Here is a 24,142-nt window from a genome sequence, read left to right on the forward strand (position 1 = left end):
CAAAATGCCCCAATAAAAAAAGTCAATAGGAATTTTCCTATTGACTTTTTTTATTGGGAGGATACTGATAAGCTTCAGGTTGATAGCGAACGATTCTATCAATAATTTCTGTTTCGTTGTCTGTCAGTGCTAATAGTTCTCCGTAAGGTTGACCAGCAGTCACGGTTTGCATTAAATCCCATACAGGGCGTTTTTGCGTCCAGTGTTCTACTCCAAATAGGATCATGGGAGATACAAATCGGCTAATGCGTGGATCTTTATTATAGGCTGCATAATGATTTTGGCAAGCATCCTGAAAAATTTCTTGCGTTGTACCAGCACTACCAGGAGCAAAAATAACTCCGTGTTTGGCAATGGCCAACAAACCATCTTCACGAACCGAATTGGCGAAATATTTGGCTATATGGGTCGCAAAGGGAGCAGGAGGTTCATGCCCATATAGCCAGGTAGGAATACCTATGCTCATACATTGGGGCTTCATTGCCTCAGTTAATGGATAATGGTCAATGACTTGCATGGCTCGATGCAACCAGTCCCAGTCGTCGTATTCTTTGCCTTTGACGGCTCCTTTGGGGCGTGGTTTCATTAGAGTGATGGCCTGATCCAAATCTGCTAAACTTCGGCTTGCAAAATAAGCGCCAAGATGCGTTGCTTCCATAATACCAGGACCGCCGCCACTAACCAATAAAAAGCCTTTTTGAGTCAGTTCCCAAGCAATACGAGCTACTTTTTGATAAAAAGGGTCACTGCGTTCAATGCCATGACCTCCCATAATAGCAACTACTTTGCGCCCTTTTATGGCTTCCATTAATGCTTCTGTGATGCTGTGGTCATGCAACCTACGCATTAAACTAGTGTGTATAGAGGAAGGGAGGTCTTTTCCTTGATTGACATATTGATCGTAGATTTTGTAATCTAAGGTTTGATGATAACCATTCGTTAATGTAGGATCAAAACCATGGAAAAGTTCTTGAGGGTTATACAAATGTGCTAAATGCGATTTAAACAACATTTCTTTGGCATTGGGAATAACAACGCCACCAGTTTGTACAATATGCCCAGCAACACGATCTGATAAGTCACAACCTAAAAATAGACTATTAGCATAGCTTTTTTGGTTCATAATCGTTTCGTATTCGCTTAAATCAAGACTTTGTACGGCAACTTTGGGCAGGGATAGCTCGGCAGAATGAAGCCATTTTAAAAAATCTGTTTTATTATCAATTTCTTTCATACATTACTCCGTTTAAAAAATCGCACTACATTGATTACCAGTATTATATATTTCCATAGCTTAAAATACTAAAAAGCTGATAATTAATGTAGTGCAAGATGCTTTTTTATGTTTTTTATTAAAAAACTAAAAAATCAACGGAGTATTATTCATAATAACATTTTATCATTACTCTGGAATAAAATAGTATGAGTTATGCTGCTACTGCATAGTCATGAGCACTATCGCTTAGAGCTCGTGGTGCCTATCGAATAGCGTTATGTGGTAAAAGTTTGATTTTGAGTTGTTTTTGTGTTTGAATTGCGCCTAGCAGTAGCAACAAGAGCAAATTTTTTGTTGAGAAGCTTACTTTCTAACCAACTAATAATATCAAAATTTTTGATGATCATATATTCAAAAGGATCGTCTTCAATTTTTTCAAATTTAGCCTTGTACAGTTGAGTTAATTGGATTAACTCAGCGCTATTTTGAATGTTAATCAACTTTTTTAGAAATTGTAACGTAACTTTCTCAAATTTATGAACCTTCTGCATTCGCTTGATAAAATTATAGGTAGAACGCAATTTGTAGTCTAAATACTGAAAACTCCCTAGTTCCACATGATTGATTAGATGTAGAAGGTGAGCCATACACATAACATCTTCTCGGAGGTTTTCTTTTTTGTATTCTAATGTTTTGGCAACCCAAGTTTCCGATTCAGAATAATTTCCTAAACCAAAGTAGGCATAGGCAATGCTATAGGATAATTCAACCTGTAATAAAATCAATCCAAACGCCACCAAATCATCTTCTAGTACAATTTTGACAGCTTCTTCCAATACTGTTTTGGTTTTATCAAAATAAGCATTTTGGGTATAAAATTGTAACTCTAAGGCAATGGCATAATAGTGGGTTAGCCTTTGGATGGCTTCACTTTTGGTTTTATAAATTTGGGGAATATCCTTTAAGTAATTTAGATGAACAAAAAATGTTTCTTTTCGATTCAGCAAAATGCAACAACCCAATAAATTATAATGAGCAGGGATTACTGTAGGCATAATGTAGTCTTCAAAAACTTTAGGATTCTTTTGGATCACCTCTACAAAGCTTTTACTAGATTCGTACCCTTGTCTAAAATTAGTATTAATCTCATGTATTTTTGTCCAAATATTATGGTAACGAGCCACGGCTTTGGCATTGTTAGGACTAGGGAGTTTTTTTAGCAGCGGATGTTCACTAAATTGCTGTGCGATTTGGATCGCCTGTTCTTCTCTAGAATAGCCTTCTTTGAAGGTGTACTTATAAATATCATAAGCAAGATGTCTATACTGACTCAATAAAGACAATGAGGCTAAATTTTCATGGCCAAATACTTTATTTTCTTCCATGTAACGATCCAATGTTTCAGTATATGGACGCAACAAAGCAAGGCGAAAATCCCAAAACGCTAATTCTCCAGCATGGTGATAAAGTTGGGATTCAATAATAATTCGTTTGGCTTTTTTTATTAATTTTTGGCACAAACCAATAAGCCGTTTATTGTACAAAAGCTCTATTTCTAGTAATAATTCATGAACTTGAATGTTATGAGTAGACTCAGAATGATAGGCTCTGAGGCTTCTTAATATTGATTTAATCAAATAGTTTTTGGCAACAGATAGCTGTTTGATAAACTTCTCATTTTTAAACTTTTTTTTGATTAAATCTTCTTGGTAATTTTCTTGTGCGTCGATAGCATCAAACAGCTTTAGATAAGAGGGATTGGCTCCATTTTTTGCACAAAACTTCTTCACGTATCCTTTTTCAGATACAGACAGTGACTTGATGAGTTGAAATAAGTATAATTTTTGATTTTGTTCCATAGGTTTTAGTTATAAAAAGAGCATAATTGGGGCTCTACTAAGAAAACACATAGGACATAATTCTAGTTTAGGGGGACAAAGGTGTATGGGCAAAATGTGCCTTGATGTAATTTAATAACTTGCAAAATAAGCAGATTTATAGTCGGTTTTTATTGATAATACTTAATAAAACATCTTTGTAATTTTTGCCAATCGGAATAATTTTCTTCTCAATTTGTATGGTATTCCCTTCAATAATTGAAATGTTTCCTAAATTGACAATAAACGATCGGTGAACTCGCATAAAAATATCAGAAGGCAATTTGATTTCTAAGCTTTTCATGGTTTGCAAGGTAACAACTCTACCGTTGGGGGTATGTAATATAACATAATCTTTTAGCCCTTCGATATAGTTGATTTCATCAAAACGAATTTTTATGAGCTTTTTGTCTGCTTTTACAAAAATGTAGTCCGAAGATTCTGTGCTAGAATCGACTGTAGGCTCATTTTCTTGCAATTGTTGCCCTTGCGCAACGGCTTTGTTTACAGCTTTTGCAAAACGATCTAATGAAATGGGTTTTAGCAGGTAGTCAACAACATTTAATTCGTAGCCATCCATGGCATATTCGGAGTAAGCAGTTGTAAAAATAACCTGGGGTGGATTAGAGAGGGTTTTTAGAAAATCAATGCCAGAAATTTGGGGCATCTGAATGTCCAAAAACATTAGATCAACCGTTTTGCTATTTAATGCTTCAAAAGCTTCTACAGCATTATTGCATTTAGCAATAAGGTGGAGGGCTGGAAACTTACTGATGTAAGTTTCTATAACTTCTTGGGCTAGGGGCTCGTCATCAACAATAATTACATTCATTGTAGTCTGGATTTTATAGATGTATAAATGATTAGATCGTTAGCTTAGATTAATTTTTAGATTAACTAAATAAATATCGTCCGTTTCGTGAATATCTAATTTGTACTTATCAGGATAAATTAATTCTAATCGCCGTTTTACATTTGTCAAACCAATTCCCCCTTGAAAATACCGTTCGTCTTTTTCGGTCGTCTTACTATTTTGGATTGTAAAATCTATGGTATTGTCCTCTATGTACAATAAGCACTCTACAAAACCTTGTGTAATACTTTGGCTTAAGCCGTGTTTAAAACTATTTTCCAAAAAGGTAATAAACAGCAGCGGGGCAATGGTATAATTGGCAGGACTATCTCCTGCGCATTCAAATTCTATTCTAGCCTTATCTCCATAACGGGTTCTTTCTAAAGCTAAGTAGTTTTGGATATAATTGATTTCTTGTTCTAAAGGTACCTTTTTTTCATTACTTTTATAAAGCATGTAACGCATCATTTCAGAAAGCCGCAAGACAATTTCGGGGGCTTTATCTGATTTTTTTAGGGTTAGTGCATATAAACTATTTAGGGTGTTAAAAAGAAAATGAGGGTTGATTTGCGATTTTAAAAAACTTAATTCAGATTGCAGGTTTTTGTTTTCTAAATCTTTTTGTACTGCTTGTTGAAAAAACCATTCTTTGATGATTTTTAGGATGGTACTGATTATCAAGGTCAAAAATAAAAGTATAAAATGACCATATTGCTTTTTTAGCAATTCAATCTGAGCATCTATATTGTCGTTGCCTGCAATGTTCCAATATAAACAAACCATTTCAATTGGCATCACAATAGCTGCCGTAAATAATAAGAGCAACAAATAGGATATAAATCGTTTTTTAGAAAGATAATTGGGGATTAGATATAGGTAATTGGTATAGACAATTAACATTAGAAAAAAAACGTGGATCAGTGTGTTGCGGAGAATGATAATAAAACTTTCTTCTCCACTGTCTAAGAACAACAACGTTAGAATATAAAAGAACCAAATAAGGCTATGATAAACAACTCTTTTTGAGATGAATTCATAGGTGTTTTTTAATCCATTTTGTGCAGCAAGTAATGACATAAATTAATTGAATGTGTGGTCCATTTATCAGATTGTCAGTCCCTAAGAATTAATAAATTTTGGGATTTATTACAATAATAAGATTTATTGCCCTAAATTTGTGCAAAATTAGACTAGACAGTATTCAAACCCGACTAAAATTATTTGATGAAATAAACGATTGAGGTAAGTACAAAGATAAATATAGTAGGCTAACATTTTGGTTAGTAGCTATATAGCTAGGGGTTTGCTATTTAGTGTGACGTTAAACTCATACTTTTTTTTTGATAGCTATCATCAACTAATATAAACTTAAATAGGGGGGATTTGATTTTCTTGCATCATTAGAATAGTTGTTATCAAAACTCCTAAATTTTTATTCACTAAAAAATCATTATTACTAATGAGAATTTCAGATTTTGTTGAAGTAAAAAATAGAAAATTAAAGCAGAGATATTCTGGCAATAAAGTAGAAGCTGGACATTGGATAGAGGATTACCTAAATGGTGATATAGATATGAAAGGTGATTTCATGGATTTCATCAACAATATTAAAGAAGTATGTGAATTTAGCTTTGTAGGTCACCACTACAAGTTCTTTATTACTGAGTTCTTGCCAGAAATAATGAGCCATTCACAAAAAATGGATAAAGATACTATTTTGAGTCACTACGATGATCAAAATGATATTTTTAGATGGTTCTTAGGCCCAAGAATGGTTTACACTTCTGGTTACTATAAAACAGAAGACGAAACGTTAGAGCAAGCTCAGGACAACAAACTTGACTTGATCGCACAAAAAATGCAATTGAAAGAAGGAGAAAGCCTTTTAGATATTGGATGTGGTTGGGGAACTTTAGTTGCTCACATGGCTAAGAACTACAACATGGATACTACTGGGGTAACGATTACTCCTCAACAAGCTGAGTGGGGAACAAGACTTATCAAAGAGAATGGAATGGAAGATCAGTCTAGAATCCTTTTGATGGATTATAGAGATATTCCTCAAAGAAAATACGACAAAATTACTTGTTTGGAAATGGCTGAGCACGTAGGTGTTAAATATTTCCAAAAATTTATGGAGCAAATTTATGATTTGCTTGAAGATGATGGAATTTTCTATTTGCAAATTGCTGCATTAAGAGAAAGAAAATCTTTATTGCGTGGACCAGACCAAGAAACAATCGTTTGGGGACTGTTCATGAACGAATATATCTTCCCTGGTGCAGATGCAAGTATGCCTGTAAGCTGGGATCTTAGAAGAATAGAAAAAGCTGGATTTGAAATCAACACTGTTGAGAATGTTGGTATTCACTATAGCAAAACTATTGCTGCTTGGTATGACAACTGGATGTCTAATAAAGACAAAGTACTTGAGAAATACGGACAAATGCAATTTAGAATGTATCAAGTATTCTTAGGATGGTCTACTAGAATTGCTGCAATTGGTGGATCTTCTGCTTATCAAATTATCTGTCATAAAAATATTAATCACGTTAAGAGAAATAGATACATTGGTCAAATTGCTCTAGGTGAAAATAAAAAGTTTCAAAATACAACTTCTGTAGATTCAAACTCTACGAGTGAGAAAATAATGGAGGAGTACGAAACAAGAAAGAAAAAAACAATGGTGAAATAAGTATTCTTTTCACTAAAAAATATAAAGGAGCGACATTTGTTGCTCCTTTTTTTGTTCAACAAAAACTATGCTTGAGCAACGTTCTGTATTTTTAGAACAAGACAATAAAAAATAATGAAGCACCCAAGAGATCAATTTTTGACCATTTATGGTCGCAAACCTGTTTTAGAAATTTTGCAAGATGAAAAGCTAAACATTGCTAAGGTGTTTATTGCTAAAAAAGCAAAAGCAGATATTATTAAGAATATTCTTGCTGCTTGTGAGCGTAGAGGGATAGAAGTCCTTCGAATGGATGCTGCACAAGTTTCTAGGATGTCAAAACACCCTAAACAGGATCAAGGGGTAGCTGCGGATATTCATACTCCTCAAATGGACGATGCTTTGCATTTTTTGGAAGAACACCAAAGTGAAAAACTTCAACTTATTGCATTGGACGGAATTACAACGCCTGCTAATGTGGGAATGATTATTCGATCTTGTACGGCTTTGGGGATAGATGGAATTATTTTGCCCCGAAAAGGATGTGCTAAATTGAATGCTTTGGTGATTAAAGCTTCTGCTGGTGTGGTGTTCAAAAGTAAAATACTAAAGTGTGAACGACTTAGTCCTGTACTTAAAAAAGCGCAGCAATTAGGATTTGCTATTTATGGCTTGTCTGGCGAAAAGGGAAGTAATATTTATACCGAAAATTTTGCACCTCAAAGCCTTTTTGTAATGGGCAATGAAACGGCTGGCGTCTCGCCTCAAACAGAAGCATTGACCAATCAACACTTGTTTATTCCTATGGCGAATGGTGTGGAGTCGCTTAATGTGGCTTGTGCTGCTACTGTGGTGGCTTCTGAAATTATGCGTAGGAAATAAATTTAGCTAAATACTTGATCAAAATTTCCAGCAGGTATTAACTCAATCTGACCAAATTTAAAATATTCATATTTGTACATAAGTGGAAGTATTGAATATCGCCATTGTACAAACTCTCTAGAAGTACACCCTAAAACAAAGTAAAACTTTTTATTACAGGCGTTACTAACAAAATAAGGATAGAAGTCTTTGTCCATATCAAGCTGTTGAGCAATATCTAATAGTAAAAAAGTACTATCTAATATTTTTTTATCTGCCCTAAATTGAGTTTTAAAAACATATTCTACCAAATCTTTTGCCCCTTGGGAAGTTGGGGCTTTCTTTAATTGCTCTAATTCTTGAATTAGAGAGACAATTTCTTTCATCTCTATAAAAGAAATTTTGTCCTTGTTAGGTTCAATAAGTAAAGCATCACAAGATTTGGGTATTGTTTTAATGGCAGTATTTTTACAATAAATATTTTTTACAGCGTCAAAATCAATCACTTGTTTGGAAGAAGGACAACAAGATTTGTCAAGTGCTTTAATTTCACTGACAAGATGTAATTGACTATTGGTTAATAATTGGATAAACTTTTTGAGCATGGGAAGTGATTATTTGTCAACAATAAGTTTAAGCATTGGAGCTGCAAATTTGTCAAATAGTGCCTCTAAATTTTGAGTGACATCTTTAAATGTGCTGCCTTTTTCTCCCATTTCACCTAGATAGAAATAGGTCTTATCGTCAATTTTAGCTTTGTCAGAATAGACTTTTAGTGCTTCTACAAAATAAGGGCTATGGGAAGTTACAATTACAGGGATATTATGTTTAACTAATTCGATTAATAATTTGGCATATTCTAGTTGCCATTCTGGGTGTAAGTGGACTTCTGGCTCATCGATCACTAGAATTGAATTAGGGCGTATATGCTCTCCTGCCAATAGTAGCTGAATGATTCCAAAACTTTTAATTCCTGAGGCAACATTGTTAATGTTGTAGCTATTGTTTGATTTGTCTTTATACAGGACTTGGTTTCCATCAATAGTCAATTGTCCATTGATGGTTTTTATAATAGAATCATATAAAGGGTTGTTGGTAGGGGTATCATAACTACCTTCAACTAGTTTCCGAACTAAGTCTAATATATATGCAGGTAATAATCGAGATTGTTTTTCAGAAAAAGCTAAACTATCTCTAATATAACTAACTAAGGATAGTATGATAGGTGTTTCTATTAAAGTAATATCCTTATAAAGAATATTAGTATTGATCAGAGAACTCGTTTTATTTTCTTTAACTTCTATAGCTAATACTTTTGTTGCATTTGTTGAAAAAGTTAACTCACCTAAACTTGTTGGGTTTGAAACACTATTATATTGCTCTTTAAATACAGATTTAATAAAGAAATCAAATAAACCTTTAAATGTTGACGTTGTATCTCTATTTTTTATGCTACTTATAAGTTCTTGTATACTATCATTTTTTATTAATTGTGGAAAATTTTGCTCAATATCCTTAATACTGCTTAAAATATGAAGCCTGAAGGTAATTGGGTCTTGCTCATTAAATAGTAAATGATATTGCCTTTGTAAAATAAAGTGTGCAAACTTTTTGGTGCGATCTATATTATTGATTGAATCTAATAAGCCTTGAAATAGTTTTCGACTAGCCCAGTCTAAACTAATGTCACTATTTAGATTCATATTCATTGCCTTCACCCCACTATAAATAGCTTTCCCAATATAAGACTTACCCACACTATTATGACCTGCAATAACTGTTAATCCACCAATATTAATTTCAGCAGATTCAACCAAACCTATATTTTTTAGAGTAACTTTCATATGTGTATAGATTACTTGGGTTTAGTAAATGATACAGAATAACAAAGATATAGTTTTAAAGAAACTAAATTCTTTTTAATAACAAAAGAAATTGTTTAGGATATTTAAAAGTAGATAATTGTAGTAATTTTCCCTAATCTCGCCACAAAAAGGGAAACAAAATAAAGGACAACGCCCCTAAAATTACATCAAGGCACACCAAGATAAGCATATCCTGATAATAGGCGGTATCTGTCATCAAACCCACTGCGATTTTGGTCAAGCGCATCAAAGTCATTAGCATGGGAATAATAACAGGAAAGCTAAGAATTGCCATTAGGGTGGCGCTTTGGTTGGCTTTGGCAGAAATGGCCGATATAAAAGTAAAGGTAATTGAAAAACCAACTGCTCCAAGTGCCAATATTTGATAAAAAAGAAGGCTGTTTTGGACGGGGTTGCCCACCACTACGGAGAAAACACCAAAGGCCAAAAAACAAATCGCTAAGAGCAATAGCCCATTGTAAATCATTTTTGATAAAATGACCGAAGATGGATTTGATAGCGAATAATAGTAGAGTTGTCGCCTTGGGCTCTCTTGCACAAAACTTTTGGCAATGGCATTCACAGAGGCAAAAAGGACAATGATCCAAAATAAGGCTGCCCAGACCGCTCCTCCAACTTGCTGTCCTAGTGTGATGTATACAACAAATACAGTAGAAATAACATACAAAAGAATGCCGCTAATAGCATATTTTTGACGCAATTCTAAACGAACTTCTTTGAGCAGTAAATGTTTGGTTTCAGTTAGTATATTCATAATTGCGACAAAATTAGCATTATTTATTAATTTTAGGATAAGTAAGTAGGTAAAATTGATTACGCATTAAATTTAATTGTCATCGCTATTCGCTCCCTTATTTTGTTTGTGTGCAGCATTTATGCTAGTGAGCATTGTATGAATGAGCTTTTCTAATAAGAAAGACAATGGAAGGATATTTTAATATAAAAGTAAAGTTTGTCATCGTGGTATTGATTGGGGTGCTAATATATGTGAGTTACCTCTATCGTTTCCAGGAACGACCTCAAAATCCATTTCTGTTGAGCATAGATTGTACTGCTCAGGAAATAGAGGAAGGAACGACAAAGGCTAATTTGTTTTTTGAACGGTATTTTGAAAAAAAGCTGCGTCAGAACCCAGAACAACAAAGCCGATTGGGCATTGCCGATAATAATAAGAAATGGACATCTATGACAGAGGGGTATTATCGGGCTGTTTATTTAGAAAATCAAGATGACTTAACCTTTCTCAAGGATAGTATTTTAGCAGATGGTTGTTTGACAAAGGAAGCTCAATTAAATGCTCAGTTGCTAAAGCATAACCTCCAATTGGAAATAGAAGGGGAGTCCTATCGTTATTATAATTACCTAGTTAATCCAGTGGATGGAGTACAGCTTCAAGTTCTTGATCTACTAATTAATGCTCATCCTATAGAACAAGAACAGGATGCAAATGCTTATATTGCTAGGGTACGTGCTGTTCCTCAAAAAATAAATCATTTGATTCAACAATTAGAAATCAGAGCAAAAAAAGCGATTGTATTGCCCAAGTCTTTGTTTCCTGAGGTGTTGACGTTTATCCAGCATGAAATTATTGGTAAGGGGCTTAATGGGAAAGGACAACACCTTATTGAGGTCGATTTTTACCAAAAACTAGAAGGGTTATCCAGTGCTCAAACGACTAAGGAGGAACTGAAATTGGACTTAAGACAGGCACTAGAACAACAGTTTATTCCTGCTTATAAACGTTTGTACAAGTATTTATTGGAATTAGAAGATCAGGCGGAAATGGATGAAGGGGTATGGCGTTTAGAAAATGGAGCAGCGTTTTATCAGTATAAGCTTAAAGAGCAGACCACAACAGAACTGACAGCAGATGAAATTTATAACTTAGGATTGGATGAGGTAGCAAGGATTCAAGAAGCTTTAGAATTGTTGTTGGATAGTTTAGGGCATCAAGGAACGTTGCAAGCTTTTTTTAAAGAAATCAAAAATAATAAGGCGTTTTATTATTCAGAAGATAAGCAAGGGAAAAAGGATTGTTTGGAAGATATTCAGAAAACTATAGCTGCTATAAAACCTACATTGGAGTCTTTCTTTATGGCAATGCCTAATTCTGAATTTGACCAAACGATTGTAAACCAATTTAGGACAATGGCCGATAGTCCGTCCTTGTATCGACTACCAACTTTGGTTCCGCTCTATTCCAAAAATAATTTGATGGATGCTCCCAATTTAATGCAGATTCCGAAGTTTCAACTGGAAGCATTGGTCTATCATAAGGCTATTCCTGGGCGTTTTATGCAGTTAGCAATGGCAAAAGAGAAAGGGCATTGGCCACAGTTTCGTCGCATGGATGCTTCAACGGCTCATCTAAGCGGTTGGGGAGTTTATGCAGCATATTTGGCTAAAGAAATGGGGGGCTACCAAGATATTTATACTGATTTTGGACGTTTGACCATGGAACTTTGGTGGGCTTGTTGTTTGGTGGTAGATGTAGGAATTCATCAAAAACAATGGAATCGCCAACAGGCAATTGATTATTATAAGGAGCATACTTTAAGCAAGGAGATTGACTGTATTAAAATGGTAGAACGACAACTTATATCGCCTGCCGAAGCAACGGCTTTTGAGGTTGGAATGATTACAATTTTAGAATTAAAGAAAAGAGCTCAAAATGAATTGGGCGATCAGTTTGACATTCGTGAATTTCACGAGGTTTTATTAACCAATGGGGGAGTGCCACTTGGTATTTTGCAGGATTTGGTAGATGATTATATACAGCGTAAAATGCAGGAAAGTTAGGTTAAGCAACCTTTTTACTTATAATCAAGGGATATAAATAGCAGAGGGGATATTATTGGCAATTTTAGTGGCTAAGGACAAGTTATTAGCGGTATGTGTTTGTTGGTCGGTCTGTAAATCAACCTGTTTTAGCAATTCTGCTACATCTACCGCAATTGTAATGCTTTCGACTTCTTTACGAATCTTTTTTTGGAGGGCTAAATCGATGGTCTTTAGCAATTGGTCGCTACCAATTCTAAAATCAAAGGCTTCGTTTTGATTGGGAATACCATCACCATTTCGATCTACTCGGCCTTCCATGCGCAGAAAAATATAACCGTCATTGGTGTTAAAATGCATCGTATCTGGACTTTGCAGACGAAGCGGATGGGTTGGATCATTTAAATAGCTTGCAATTTGATGATTGGTCGTGGCTTCAATTCCAACCTTAAATTGGATATGCTCATAGCTTTCCATATATACTTCTCCTAATGGAACGGTTGTTTGCCCTGTTTTTATTAAGGGATAAAGGCTGTCATAATTAACCATAGTTTGATCAGAACGTACCAATTGCAAATTGGAGACGTAAAACTGAAAGACTTTGAAGGCGGTATTGTGTCCTCCTATATTATAAATTCGATTGATCTCAAAGTCTGAATTTCCTAATTTTAAATCAAAATCTATCTCCAAGGTAGGATAAATACAGCTGGCATCGGCTACCGTTGCGGAAGGATTATAGTTGATGGCTCTGTTATCCACGCAGCCGATGGGCTTGGAACAACTAGTTAGGTTTAGTAAAAAACTTAAGCAAAAAAAGAGTAAAAAAATAAAAGGAACTCGAAGCATGTCTTTATTCGGTTGGAGTGAGCAATAAACGAGAGGATAAGGTATAAAAAAAAATTAAAATACCTATAACCTAACTTATTGTCATCTAAAAAACCTTATTATAACGAGTTCAAAATAAGAATTGTAGGGAGATAATATCGTCCTAGCGATTTTAGTTATATTGCATTCGCATGGATTATCGAATAAAACAGAGGGCAGATGCCCTTAGCTTTATAAAAACATTTATCGTTGAATATTGAACCTAAAATGAGACTAAAAGCAACAGATAAAACCATAGTGGTACTTCCATTTATAAATAGGGGCAAACAAGAGGAGGATGACTATTTTAGCGATGGTCTTACTGAAAATATCATCAACTGCCTTTCAAAAAATGCTGGCTTAAAAGTTATATCTAGAACTTCTGCATTTTTTTTAAAGGGAAAAAAATGACCATTCAAGAAATTGGAAATAGGTTAAATGTTGCCTTGGTTTTAGAGGGAAGTGTTCGAAAATTTGGAGAAAAGGTGCGGATTATAACGCAACTCATAAATGTTGAGGATGGTTGCCCTTTTTGGGCTGAAACCTACGACCATGAGCTTCAAGATATTTTTAGGGTGCAAGATCAAATTGCTTTAACTGTTGCCGAAAAAATGAGAGAACATTTGGGGCATTTTGAAGTGCAACAACCAAAAAATAGAAGGAATGAAAACCTAAGCAATTATGAGCTATATCTAAAAAGCAAGTACAATTTTAACAAGTTTCAAGAGAAAAATATCAGATTGGCCGTACAGCAGATTGAGCAAGTTATTGAGGCAGATGCAACTTGTTCTTATTATTTTGCTACTCAAGCGCTTTATTATTGTTATTTGCCTTTATTGAATATAATGCCTGCCGCCACTGCTTTTGTGCGGGCAAAAGAAGCTGCTACTAAAGCACTGGCATTAGATAAAACGGATCCTGAGGCAAATTATGCCATTGCTTCTGTTGCGTATTTTTTTGAAGGGGATCTTGAAAAAGCACAACAACACGGTTATGCTGCGTTAGAATACAGACCCAATTACCCAGATGCACTAGTCGGTATGTCTATGGTAGAACTGGCTGCTGAGAATTATGATATGGTGTTAAATGGGATAAAAAAAGCAATAGAGATAAACCCTTTGTCGCCTACTTTAAAATATTATTATGCGGCATTACTACAACGACTGGGCAAATATGAAGCGGCACTAAAGATCATTAACAATGTTTTGGCGCTGGTTCCATTTCATACCAACTCCTATTGCCTAAAGGGAGTTCTGCTTACACGGCTAAAGAAATTTGAAGCGGCGATTGACCATTACAAAAATGTCCCCCTATCAGCTCATAAGACAAAAGAATATTATGCTGGAATTGGTATAGTATATGGAACAATGGGCGATAAAGAGATGGCTTTGATTTATTTAAATAAGGTGAACAAAGATCAACAAAATTTTAATGTGGCTTATGAAGAAAATGCTAATGTAATCATCAATATATACTTGGGAAATTGGGAGGTAGCTTTTGCTGAAATCCAAAAGGATATTGTTGCCAAAAAACATTATTTGAAATTTTTTAGACAAATGCCAGCCTTGGAATTGATAAAAGAAGATCCTCGATACAGCATTCTTGAAAACGTATTTATTAATTCAGGAAAAAAGTATAAAAAGAACAAAGTTAAATATGCTAAATCGGGCATAAATGAAGAAAGAATCAATCTTATTAATGGCAAATTGATCCAATTAATGAAAAATAAAAAGCCTTTTCTTATTCCCAACATTAGTTTGAGGGGCTTGTCTGAGCTATTGGGCGAAAGCGGAAATCATGTCTCTCAGGTGATTAATGATAAACATGCCATGAATTTTTTTGATTTTATAAATACCCATCGTATAGAGGAAATGGTTAGATTGATGAAAATTCCTACTAACCGTAACCTTACTCTTCTGGCATTGGCTCATGAGGCTGGTTTTAACTCCAAAACAACATTTAATACTGCTTTCAAAAAACTCAAACAGCAAACTCCTACCGCTTATTTTAAACACCTTAATTTGCTCTGATTAACTCCATCTAACAATATGTTTTTTGAAGAAATGGACGAATTGGTAGGGGGAAAAAAGTTCGTTCCTATAGGGTAGGGCGTTTCTTATTTTTAAACCGATTAGCTTTGCTGTTGTAAAAAAAATCAACGAAGTATTAATAAAAACGGTTCTTTGACAACTTGTGTGCTAATTGTAAAACGTAAGGTAAAATGCTTCTATTTTTGGATACTAGAGCCTAGATCACGTTGTTTTTAGATCGCTTCGCTTTTAGACTATACAGGTGTGAATTGCAACTATATAGTCTAAAAGCGAAGCGATCTAAGCTCTAAAATCTAATACCCAAACGGCATATTAAAGACGTTAATTAAAATTTCCACACGATTTACTTCGTGATAGAGTTGTCAAAGAGCGATAAAAACTATAAGGTTTGAATAAAAAATTAAGGACACTTACGGTTCTATTAGCTATTGCTATTCTAGGAAGTTATAATTGTCAAACAATGGCGCAGTCCAATAGTAACGTTAGACAGGAAGGAAAAATAGCCATTAAGTTGGATTATTTTGGCGAATTAGTATTGCACCCAGGGCTTAGTTTGGGAATTGATTATACCCTCTCTGCTAAAAAATGGGTAACAATTCATTGGGATACGGAATTGGGAGGCTATTGGCATCGTTGGAACCATACGGCTCTATTTACCAAAACTTCTATTGGGGCACGATTTCCAATTTGGTCTTTTTTTGTGGATTTAAATTTGGGGGTAGGATACATGCATTCCTTTCCAGCAGGAGAAATTTACCAGAGAACAACAGATGGAGGGCTAGAAAAAGCTCCCAATTGGGGACATCCTCATTTTATGCCAACCTGTTCTGTTTTGTTGGGCTGGGATGGAATTCGAAAAAAACAACTGCCTTGGAGAGTTTATATAGGCGCAGAAATTTATTGTCAATCTGGTTTTAATCATATTTTCTTGCCTCATGCAGCAGCAAAGGTTGGAGTAAACTATCAGCTAAAAAGATAATTACTATGAAACACATTTTTCGATCATTTATCTTGGTAATTGTAATCTTATTGACGGCTTGTTCCAAAGAGAAATTATACGATGGGGATCATTTTTTTGTAAAGAATAAAGGGGCAGAGATGCCTGTTTATATCAAAGGAAATATTGAATCAAAGGTATTTATTCTTTTTATACATGGTGGTCCTGGAGGGAATGCATCTCTGGCTTCTTTTATTCCTGTTTCGCAAGAATTGGAGCAAGATTATGCTTTTGCTTACTGGGATCAACGGGGATCTGGTCTTTCTCAGGGCAACCCCGATCCTAGCACTTTTACGGTTGAGCAATTTGTAGAAGACCTTGATTTGGTTATTGATGCAATTAATCTACGACATAATTATCCTAAAATAATTTTTTATGGAATAAGTTGGGGAGGAGCTTTAGGGGCTGCTTATTTGAGTACGGGCAACCATCAAGATAAAATCACAGGGTTTATTAATATGAATAGTGGGCACAACCTAGAAGAAGGTCTGCCCAAATCAGTTGTCTTTGTAAAAAACTATGCACAGCAGCAAATAGATAATGGCTCAGGGGTGGATTATTGGACAGAAGTACGAGATTGGTGTGCTACGGTTCCTGATATGACAATCCCTGAAAATTATTTTAGATATGCTGATTATCTAATCAATACAAATGCTTATAGGAAAGATCCCAACCAAGTCGTTCGAGGTCCAGAGGTTAGTGCCATGGCGGTTATGAATTCCTACCTATCCTTGGCTATATTTTTTAATGGGGGGTATTTAGCAAGACGGTTTAATATCTTGGAACTAAATTTAAGTGCTCAGATGGCCAGCATTAAAATACCAACCTTGGTTATTTGGGGCAGACATGATGGGGTGAACACCATAGAAATGGGATTTGATGCTTTTAATAGTATCGGCGGCCCTAACTTTGCAGACAAAGAAATGGTTATTTTGGAAAATAGCGCCCATGAAGGCTATATAGAGGAACAAGAGTTGTTTATGGAGGCTTTTCGAAGGTTTGTAAATGGGCTTTGACAACAAAAAGCCTCCTGCCCATAAAAAATGTACAATGACATTTACAAAAAGCATAAAATTGAAACAGTAAATAGACAAATTCTAAATAGTAGCTTGTTATTGTTGAAATAAATGCAAATTCATTATAAAAATCACCGAGACTTCTCTATATTTGGTCGTTGTTTTCAAAAAATATTGAAAGTTTTAAAAATAAATACAATTTTATGAAATTATTAGTTTGTGTAAGCCAAACGCCAGATACAACTACTAAGATCAAATTCGCTAACGGAGATACAGCGTTTGATACCAATGGTGTTCAGTTTATAATGAATCCATACGACGAGTGGTATGCATTGGTGCGTGCTTTAGAATTAAAAGAACAAGCTGGTGGCTCTGTGACCTTGTTTCATGTAGGACCTAAAGCTAATGAGACTGTTATCCGTAAGGGATTGGCTATTGGTGCTGATAATGCAGTACGTGTAGATGCAGAAGCAACTAGTTCTGTATTTACTGCCAAACAAATTGCTGCTTATGCTAAAGCAGAAGGATTTGACATGGTTTTGATGGGAAAAGAAACGATTGATTACAATGGTTCGGAAGTAGGCGCTATGGTAGCAGAGCTTTTGGATATGCCTTTTGTTTCTTATGGTACTAAAATGGAAGTAGCTGGAAATACAGCAACTATTGACCGTGATATAGAAGGGGGGAAAGAAACAGTAGAAGTTGATGCTCCTTTTGTATTGAGCTGTGCGAAGGGTATGGCAGAGCAACGCATCCCAAATATGCGTGGTATTATGATGGCTAAACGCAAGCCAATTACAGTGATTCCTGCTGTAGAAGCTGCCGATTTGGCAACCGTAGTAAAATACGAATATCCACCAGAAAAAACTGGTGTAAAACTAATCGATCCAGAGAATATGGAAGAATTGGTGAATTTATTACATAACGAAGCAAAAGTGATTTAATATATGGCTGTTTTAGTATTTGCAGAGAGCCTAACGGGTTCTATCAAAAAAGCTGCTTTGGAAGCAGTAACTTATGGTAATTTGGCAGCTCAGGCATTGGGTACAGACTGTATTGCTTTGACAATTGGAACTGCTAATGGTGCTGAAACTTTGGGGCAATATGGTGCTTCAAAAGTATATAATGTAGCGGCAACGGATAATTTTGATTCTCAGGTTTATGCGGCTATTATTTCTGATGCTGCTGCAAAATTAGGGGCAGATTGTATCGTTTTTGCACATTCTTCTTCTGGGAAATCTTTGGCTGGACGTGTTGCTATGCGCATGGATGCTGGTATGGTATCTTCTGTAGTAAGCGTGCCTGCTGCTGGAACTTTTGCTGTGAAAAAAGGTGTTTTCTCTGGAAAAGGTTTTGCAACTTATGAAATTAAGTCTGCCAACAAAGTAGTAACGATTGCTCCTAATACATTCCGTCCAACGGCAAGTGGAAGTGATGTTGCTGTTGAGGCATTGGCAGTAGATGCTCCTGCGGCTCGTATCCGTGTCAAAGATCAAGCTACTGTAGATGGCGTTGTGCCATTGCCAGAAGCTGAATTAGTAGTTTCTGCTGGACGTGGTATGAAAGGACCTGAAAACTGGGGTATTGTTGAAGAGATGGCAACCATCTTGGGCGCAACTACTGCTTGTTCTCGTCCTGTTGCAGATGTTGATTGGCGTCCTCACCATGAGCATGTTGGTCAAACAGGGGTAGCAATTCGTCCTACCTTATACATTGCTATTGGTATTTCTGGTGCAATCCAACATTTGGCAGGTGTTAACCAATCTAAGGTGATTGTGGTGATCAACAAAGATCCTGAAGCTCCTTTCTTCAAAGCTGCTGATTATGGAGTTGTTGGTGATTTGTTTGAGGTTGTTCCTCGTTTGAACGAAGCCTTGAAAAAATTCAAAGCTCAGAACTAAGAAGGTATTAAATGAACATGAATTTTTTAATTCATGTCCCAAAATATCATTACTCCGTTGAAAAAATTGTATTTGATAACCAAAGCAAAAAATTAATGGAGTATTAACAATATAATGACCTATACTTACATCAGTGCAGTGCTCTCTTGGGAGTACTGCATTTTTTTATTTATAAATATGAGCCCTCAACCAAAGCCATAAATTTTTGAAAGGCATCCATAGGTTTTGCCACAAACTCCTAAATTGAGGGTCTTCTTTTTGGGATATGCCAAAACTAAGTTTCTCATTGGGACGACTAATAAATAAAGAGCCCCATAACCCATCCCAAAACGCCAATAAACTACCAAAATTTTTGTCGTAATGTCGCTCTTCTTGACTATGATGAATCTGATGTTGTGCAGGCGAGATAAATATATGTTCTAGTATTTTACCAAAAGAAATAGGTACGTGTGAATGCCGAAGATTAGCACCCATTATATTGAATACAAAAATCCCAAGGTGAATTTGTAGAATGCTAAGTGGCTCAATTCCTGTTCTAAACCAAAAAAAGAAAGAGCCTGTTACCAAACCAAATACAATTAAACTGCGTAACCTAAAAAGAAAATATTCAACGGGATGCATCCGATACAAGGTGATGGGAGTCAAAACTTTTGCAGAATGATGCACCTTATGAAATTCCCACAAAAATGGAATCTTGTGCAACAGATAGTGTAAAAAAAAGCGACTGAAATCAGAAAAAATCAAAAAAACAAGGGTGTAACTGAGGTTAATGCTTGTTGTGGACCATTGTATATTATCTTGAAGACCAATACCTGCTTCCCACCAACGCACCACAAGATAGGCAAAAGCCATGTGCGCCATTAAGTAGGGGGTAATTAAGATCGCTTTGAGTAAATTGTTTAGAAAAAAGAGCTGATAATCTACTAGAGCAGAAGGATGCAACCAAATTTTTTTTGAAAAAAGGTACTTTAGATAGGCTCGGAAGGACTGGGCAGGGCGATTGGTTCGTTTAAATTGATAATAAAGCAGACACCAAATAAATGCAGCCACTAAATAGGGATAATAAATCCGTTTTTTAGGATCCCAAAAGGAAGCTATGGTAGAAATTATTGCATCCACAAAGGGCTGTAACCATTCTATAAAGCTTCCCATTGTCTATCCTTCGTTTTATTTAGTTTTTGATGGCTTTGTTGCGATCGGTCAAATTCCGTAATGAAATAAAGGGAGAGAGGTATTCTACCTGCATTTCATCTAGTAATGTCCATTCTATTGCGCCAATTTGGGTAACGACATCGTACTCTCCCAATAAGGCATCCAATAAGATAAAAATAGCACTGATAAAGCGATCGTCATTGTTTACAAAATCTCGAATATACAAATCAATGCAGATCTTTCCATCCTCAATGGTATACGTAAAAAAGATATCGTCATAAGACAAATCAATATCTCCCATTGAAATGGCAATGTTGTCATTAGCAATTCGTTGGCGGAACGCTCTAATGTTCCAATTTTCAAATTTAGGAGCTACTTTGACCAAATCAATAACAGCAGGAAAATATTCTTTCATGCCATCGGCTGAAATACAAAAATCTTTGATTTCACCTTCTGGAACAGCGCTAAATTCAAACGTTAGCCCTTTACTAATTTTTGCTAATTCTTGATTTAAAGCCTGAAAAAGTTCAACAGAATTTTGATCTGCATGATATAATTGAGGCTCAAATTGGGTGAACCAATCCCAAAACTGTACTTCTTTTGAAGGCATATATTACTTTTTTAATACTCCGCTAATTTAACTACGTTGCTTCTTCGAGGTAGCTTCGCTGCTACTACGTGGTAACTACGTTGCTTCTTCAAGTTTTTTTTACAAAAAACATAAAAAAGCAAATTGATACAATTAACAACGTTGCTACTACATGGTTTCTAGCGGAGTAATGATTTTTTAGTGAATAGAACAGTAATAGATATTTTGGATTGAAAAAAGAAGGTTATAAACCATGTACTTTTTCATCTTCAATTAGGGGCATTCCTTTATAAGCCATAAGCAGTCGGGCCGTTGCCAAAACATCTTTTTTGCAATAAACTTCGATTCGATCTAGATCATCTTCTTGCCAATAAGTTTTGCCAACTTCGCTACCATCAATATCATCCTTAGGAGTTGGAATATCAAAGACACCACAAAGTAGTTTTAGGGCAGTATAACTCTTGTAGTCGCCAAATTTCCAAACGGTCATGGTGTCTAGCAGGTGGGTTAATTCCCATGGCTTTTTGCCTGGTAAATCTAATGCTGCTGGAAAATCTAAACCATTAATCACCATTCTACGGCAGGTGTACGGCACATCAAACTCTTTGATATTGTGTCCACACAGAAAATGCTTGCGTGGGTTGTTGTAATGTTTTTCAATAAGCTCAGAAAATTCAGCGAGTAGTTTTTTCTCATCGTGGTCATAATAAGATTTGAGATGAAAATTCAGCGCTCCATTGGCATCATTGCGAAACACCCCAACAGAAATACAAACAATTTTCCCGAATTCAGCATATATGCCTGCTAATTCTGTATAAGCCTCAGGCGGTGCAAGTTGTTCTTCTTCAGGTTTTCGGGCTTGGATTTGCTTAGATTTTATATCCCATAACTTTTGCATGGTGGGATTTAGGTCTTCATAGCTTTTTTGTCCTGAAACGGTTTCAATATCTAAAACAAGGACATTACTTAAATCAATATTATTGAGCATAAAATGGTGTTATTGGTTAAATGTTTCTATCTCTTTTAACGATCTTTTTAAGATAATGTTCTCAAAAAAATGAAAAATAAAAACAGTATGTAACTTATCTGTGTATATTATTTATTAGAAAATTAACAAAAATTTCCGAGCACAGGACAGAAATTTATCTAGGCTAACTCTAGGAACAATTTTATAGACTAAAATTTGTATTACAACAGCCATAAAAACTCAATATGGCATTTTTTATTTAGTTCGCCAATTATTTTTTGTAAGGAATAAAAAGAGAGGGAGGAAGAAGGAACTTTTAACAACTTTATGGGGTTATTTTACTTTGTTTAAAATAAAAACTAAGTGTTATGATTGGACTAATTGCTGGAGATATTATCGGTTCTATTTATGAATATCCATTTTATAAAGGACAATGGGATAAGCCCAAACCTTATCAAGATTTTAAACTGTTTCAAAAAGGCTGTCGTTTTACAGATGATACGACAATGTCCTTGGCCATTGCTGCTGCGCTTTTAGAAGAACAAAGCTATGAACAAACCCTATACAAATATGGCAATGAATATTGGGGAGTAGGCTATGGCGGAAATTTTAAAAAATGGTTAAAAACGCCTTTCGAAAACATCAAAGCTTATCATAGTTTTGGAAATGGCTCTGCCATGCGTGTCAATGCGATTGGTTGGGCTTTTGATACCGAAAAGGAAGTGTTAGCAGAAGCTAAAAAGACGGCTTTGCCAACACACAATCACCCAGAAGGGATCAAGGGGGCAGAAGCTGTGGCTCTAGCTGTCTTTATGGCGAGAATGGGTTGTTCAAAAGAAGAGATAAAACATAACATTCAACAAAAAGTAGGGTATGAATTGGAGCGCAAACCAATTGATATTAGACCCAGCTACACCTTTGATGTCACTTGCCAAGGTTCGGTTCCAGAATCTATTATTTGTTTTTTAGCGTCCAAAAATCTTGAAGATGCCATTCGATTGGCCATTTCTTTGGGGGGAGATACTGACACGATGGCTGCTATTGCTGGCGGGATTGCAGCAGCTTATTATCAAGCGGTGCCCAAGGTGATTTATGAAGGTGTTCAAGCTCATTTGGACAAAAAGTTATGGGCTATCGTTCAAGCCTTTGAAAAACATTATCATATCAACTACCAACTCATTTAATTTAGCTTCTCATATCGCCGATTATACCTCAAAGTATCCCCGTTGTACTTGAGAGAGGGCTATGTGTACATCTCTATACTTTATTATTGTTTTTCCTTGTGATAACCTCTAATTTTATAGGTAGTTATTCGATAACCAATAAGGAATTTTTAGTGACAAATAATGAGTTGTTGCCTACGGATATTGATTGACAGAAAACAACCCATTTAAAAAGAATATTTTTATAAATCTACTTAACATTACTCCGTTGAAAAATCGTATTCAATTGATTATCAAAACGATGTAATTTTACTACTCAAAACATTAGTTATTTGATAATCAATTGAATACAAGATGTTTTTTTGCTTTTTTGCAAAAAAAAGCAAAAAATTAACGGAGTATTAACTTAAATAATAAAGAATTTTTTCTCAAAATCGTTCAAAAATGATGCTTGTTATCCTCCAAAATGGCTTAAGGGTTTTATTGTTTCTATTCATTAGCTTTTCATCGGTAATCGCTCAGGAGCACTACCTTTTTTTTGCTGAAAATCAAACAAAAGATGGAAAATATGAGGACTATGTACTAAATGAGTCTGGCGATAAGGTTTTAGACAAATCTTATAATTCTGCTTATTTAAATGAGTGGAAGTGGATTCTTGTTTTCGAAGAAGGAAGCCACAGTGTTTTTCTTCCCAAGGACTACAAAAAAGTAATTACAGGAATAGATGAAATTCCAGCACTGTGGTCAGCAAGCACCCAATTATTTCCTATGAAAAAAAAGGATAAGTGGGGCTTTTATAACCAAGCTGGAGATGTCATCATTGCCCATAAATATGACGACGTTACCTATTTTGTCAATGACCGAGCTGCTGTAAAAGAGGGAGACGCTACCTATTATATAAATGCTAAGGGAGAGAAGTTGGATATGGATTATGAGCACAATAAATCGTATGATTTTGGTGCAGTTCATATGGGCTTTGCGTCAGAATTGAATTTGAACGATTATTATAAATCCCAATATGATAGAAAGGAAAAGCCAGATTTAGTTACGAATGAAAAAAATGAAAAAGGCCTACAAGATTCTGAGTCTAAGCAGATAATTATACCTATTCGTTATGACCGTATTGTACAAATGGGCAATATTCTAGATTATTTTATTGTCATCAAAGACAATAAGTGGGGCATTTATAGTTCAGAAGGAAAAGAAATTATTCCAACGATTTATGATCGAGTTTACATTGAAAAAATTTAGCAAATCTAAACCCTAAAACTGTTTAAGTAATGGGGCAAAATTATTT

22 protein-coding genes are annotated in these 24,142 nt (G+C 35.3%); 11 read left to right on the top strand and 11 right to left on the bottom strand.

What is annotated here, in order from left to right:
• Positions 1–37: 37 nt before the first annotated feature.
• The 4 genes from AsAng_RS03870 to AsAng_RS03885 all read right to left on the bottom strand — a co-directional run bounded on the left by AsAng_RS03870 (position 38) and on the right by AsAng_RS03885 (position 5,023).
• Positions 38–1,234, bottom strand: coding sequence for an LOG family protein (locus AsAng_RS03870; RefSeq protein WP_264791470.1), 1,197 nt, complete (start codon positions 1,232–1,234; stop codon positions 38–40).
• A 257-nt stretch (positions 1,235–1,491) separates the two neighbouring features.
• Positions 1,492–3,075, bottom strand: coding sequence for a hypothetical protein (locus AsAng_RS03875; RefSeq protein ID WP_264791471.1), 1,584 nt, complete (start codon positions 3,073–3,075; stop codon positions 1,492–1,494).
• A 136-nt stretch (positions 3,076–3,211) separates the two neighbouring features.
• The gene (locus AsAng_RS03880; RefSeq protein ID WP_264791472.1) at positions 3,212–3,925 is read right to left on the bottom strand and encodes a LytR/AlgR family response regulator transcription factor; all 714 of its coding nucleotides are present in this window, start codon (positions 3,923–3,925) and stop codon (positions 3,212–3,214) included.
• A gap of 39 nt (positions 3,926–3,964) precedes the next feature.
• Entirely contained in the window at positions 3,965–5,023 is a 1,059-nt protein-coding gene (locus tag AsAng_RS03885) for a sensor histidine kinase (protein ID WP_264791473.1), read from the bottom strand.
• Positions 5,024–5,405: 382 nt separating this feature from the next.
• On the opposite strand from AsAng_RS03885, the gene AsAng_RS03890 reads away from it, so the two are divergent.
• Together AsAng_RS03890 and AsAng_RS03895 are read left to right on the top strand one after the other, a co-directional pair.
• Positions 5,406–6,641 carry an SAM-dependent methyltransferase gene (locus tag AsAng_RS03890; protein ID WP_264791474.1) on the top strand — a complete coding sequence of 412 codons (1,236 nt, stop codon included), beginning with the start codon at positions 5,406–5,408 and terminating at the stop codon, positions 6,639–6,641.
• A gap of 114 nt (positions 6,642–6,755) precedes the next feature.
• The gene (locus AsAng_RS03895; RefSeq protein ID WP_264791475.1) at positions 6,756–7,502 is read left to right on the top strand and encodes a TrmH family RNA methyltransferase; all 747 of its coding nucleotides are present in this window, start codon (positions 6,756–6,758) and stop codon (positions 7,500–7,502) included.
• Positions 7,503–7,504: 2 nt separating this feature from the next.
• Here AsAng_RS03895 and AsAng_RS03900 read toward each other — a convergent pair whose 3' ends face one another.
• The 3 genes from AsAng_RS03900 to AsAng_RS03910 form a co-directional block, all read right to left on the bottom strand.
• On the bottom strand, positions 7,505–8,086 hold the full coding sequence (locus tag AsAng_RS03900) for a hypothetical protein (protein WP_264791476.1): 582 nt from the start codon (positions 8,084–8,086) through the stop codon (positions 7,505–7,507).
• Positions 8,087–8,095: 9 nt separating this feature from the next.
• On the bottom strand, positions 8,096–9,325 hold the full coding sequence (locus AsAng_RS03905; protein WP_264791477.1) for an AAA family ATPase: 1,230 nt from the start codon (positions 9,323–9,325) through the stop codon (positions 8,096–8,098).
• A gap of 133 nt (positions 9,326–9,458) precedes the next feature.
• Positions 9,459–10,121 (bottom strand): heme exporter protein CcmB, encoded by a 663-nt coding sequence (locus tag AsAng_RS03910; RefSeq protein ID WP_264791478.1) that lies wholly within the window; start codon positions 10,119–10,121, stop codon positions 9,459–9,461.
• Between the two features lie 167 nt (positions 10,122–10,288).
• Here AsAng_RS03910 and AsAng_RS03915 point away from each other — a divergent pair, with 167 nt between their 5' ends.
• Positions 10,289–12,166: a DUF885 domain-containing protein gene (locus AsAng_RS03915; protein ID WP_264791479.1), complete on the top strand. Its 1,878-nt coding sequence runs from the start codon at positions 10,289–10,291 to the stop codon at positions 12,164–12,166.
• A gap of 24 nt (positions 12,167–12,190) precedes the next feature.
• Here the strand turns inward: AsAng_RS03915 and AsAng_RS03920 are convergent, their stop codons facing one another.
• Complete coding sequence (locus tag AsAng_RS03920; protein WP_264791480.1) at positions 12,191–12,904, bottom strand: MbnP family protein; 714 nt, start codon at positions 12,902–12,904, stop codon at positions 12,191–12,193.
• A 333-nt stretch (positions 12,905–13,237) separates the two neighbouring features.
• Here AsAng_RS03920 and AsAng_RS03925 point away from each other — a divergent pair, with 333 nt between their 5' ends.
• The 6 genes from AsAng_RS03925 to AsAng_RS03950 all read left to right on the top strand — a co-directional run bounded on the left by AsAng_RS03925 (position 13,238) and on the right by AsAng_RS03950 (position 18,974).
• Positions 13,238–13,420 carry a hypothetical protein gene (locus tag AsAng_RS03925; RefSeq protein WP_264791481.1) on the top strand — a complete coding sequence of 61 codons (183 nt, stop codon included), beginning with the start codon at positions 13,238–13,240 and terminating at the stop codon, positions 13,418–13,420.
• Positions 13,417–15,039, top strand: coding sequence for a helix-turn-helix domain-containing protein (locus AsAng_RS03930; RefSeq protein WP_264791482.1), 1,623 nt, complete (start codon positions 13,417–13,419; stop codon positions 15,037–15,039). Before AsAng_RS03925 ends, AsAng_RS03930 begins: the two co-directional genes overlap by 4 nt.
• Positions 15,040–15,448: 409 nt before the next feature.
• On the top strand, positions 15,449–16,039 hold the full coding sequence (locus AsAng_RS03935; RefSeq protein ID WP_264791483.1) for a hypothetical protein: 591 nt from the start codon (positions 15,449–15,451) through the stop codon (positions 16,037–16,039).
• Between the two features lie 5 nt (positions 16,040–16,044).
• Complete coding sequence (locus AsAng_RS03940) at positions 16,045–17,073, top strand: alpha/beta fold hydrolase (RefSeq protein WP_264791484.1); 1,029 nt, start codon at positions 16,045–16,047, stop codon at positions 17,071–17,073.
• Between the two features lie 203 nt (positions 17,074–17,276).
• On the top strand, positions 17,277–18,017 hold the full coding sequence (locus AsAng_RS03945) for an electron transfer flavoprotein subunit beta/FixA family protein (protein ID WP_264791485.1): 741 nt from the start codon (positions 17,277–17,279) through the stop codon (positions 18,015–18,017).
• A gap of 3 nt (positions 18,018–18,020) precedes the next feature.
• The gene (locus AsAng_RS03950; RefSeq protein ID WP_264791486.1) at positions 18,021–18,974 is read left to right on the top strand and encodes an electron transfer flavoprotein subunit alpha/FixB family protein; all 954 of its coding nucleotides are present in this window, start codon (positions 18,021–18,023) and stop codon (positions 18,972–18,974) included.
• Positions 18,975–19,139: 165 nt separating this feature from the next.
• Here the strand turns inward: AsAng_RS03950 and AsAng_RS03955 are convergent, their stop codons facing one another.
• The 3 genes from AsAng_RS03955 to AsAng_RS03965 all read right to left on the bottom strand — a co-directional run bounded on the left by AsAng_RS03955 (position 19,140) and on the right by AsAng_RS03965 (position 21,703).
• On the bottom strand, positions 19,140–20,126 hold the full coding sequence (locus AsAng_RS03955; protein ID WP_264791487.1) for a sterol desaturase family protein: 987 nt from the start codon (positions 20,124–20,126) through the stop codon (positions 19,140–19,142).
• A 19-nt stretch (positions 20,127–20,145) separates the two neighbouring features.
• Positions 20,146–20,736 (bottom strand): hypothetical protein, encoded by a 591-nt coding sequence (locus AsAng_RS03960; protein WP_264791488.1) that lies wholly within the window; start codon positions 20,734–20,736, stop codon positions 20,146–20,148.
• 223 nt (positions 20,737–20,959) lie between these two features.
• Positions 20,960–21,703 carry a ribonuclease H-like domain-containing protein gene (locus AsAng_RS03965; RefSeq protein ID WP_264791489.1) on the bottom strand — a complete coding sequence of 248 codons (744 nt, stop codon included), beginning with the start codon at positions 21,701–21,703 and terminating at the stop codon, positions 20,960–20,962.
• A 347-nt stretch (positions 21,704–22,050) separates the two neighbouring features.
• Here AsAng_RS03965 and AsAng_RS03970 point away from each other — a divergent pair, with 347 nt between their 5' ends.
• Together AsAng_RS03970 and AsAng_RS03975 are read left to right on the top strand one after the other, a co-directional pair.
• Positions 22,051–22,866 (top strand): ADP-ribosylglycohydrolase family protein, encoded by an 816-nt coding sequence (locus AsAng_RS03970; RefSeq protein WP_264791490.1) that lies wholly within the window; start codon positions 22,051–22,053, stop codon positions 22,864–22,866.
• Between the two features lie 423 nt (positions 22,867–23,289).
• Complete coding sequence (locus AsAng_RS03975; protein WP_264791491.1) at positions 23,290–24,096, top strand: WG repeat-containing protein; 807 nt, start codon at positions 23,290–23,292, stop codon at positions 24,094–24,096.
• The last annotated feature ends 46 nt before the right edge of the window (positions 24,097–24,142 follow it).

Origin of the sequence: Aureispira anguillae, from assembly GCF_026000115.1 — a bacterium.
In the GTDB taxonomy this organism is placed as follows: domain Bacteria; phylum Bacteroidota; class Bacteroidia; order Chitinophagales; family Saprospiraceae; genus Aureispira; species Aureispira anguillae.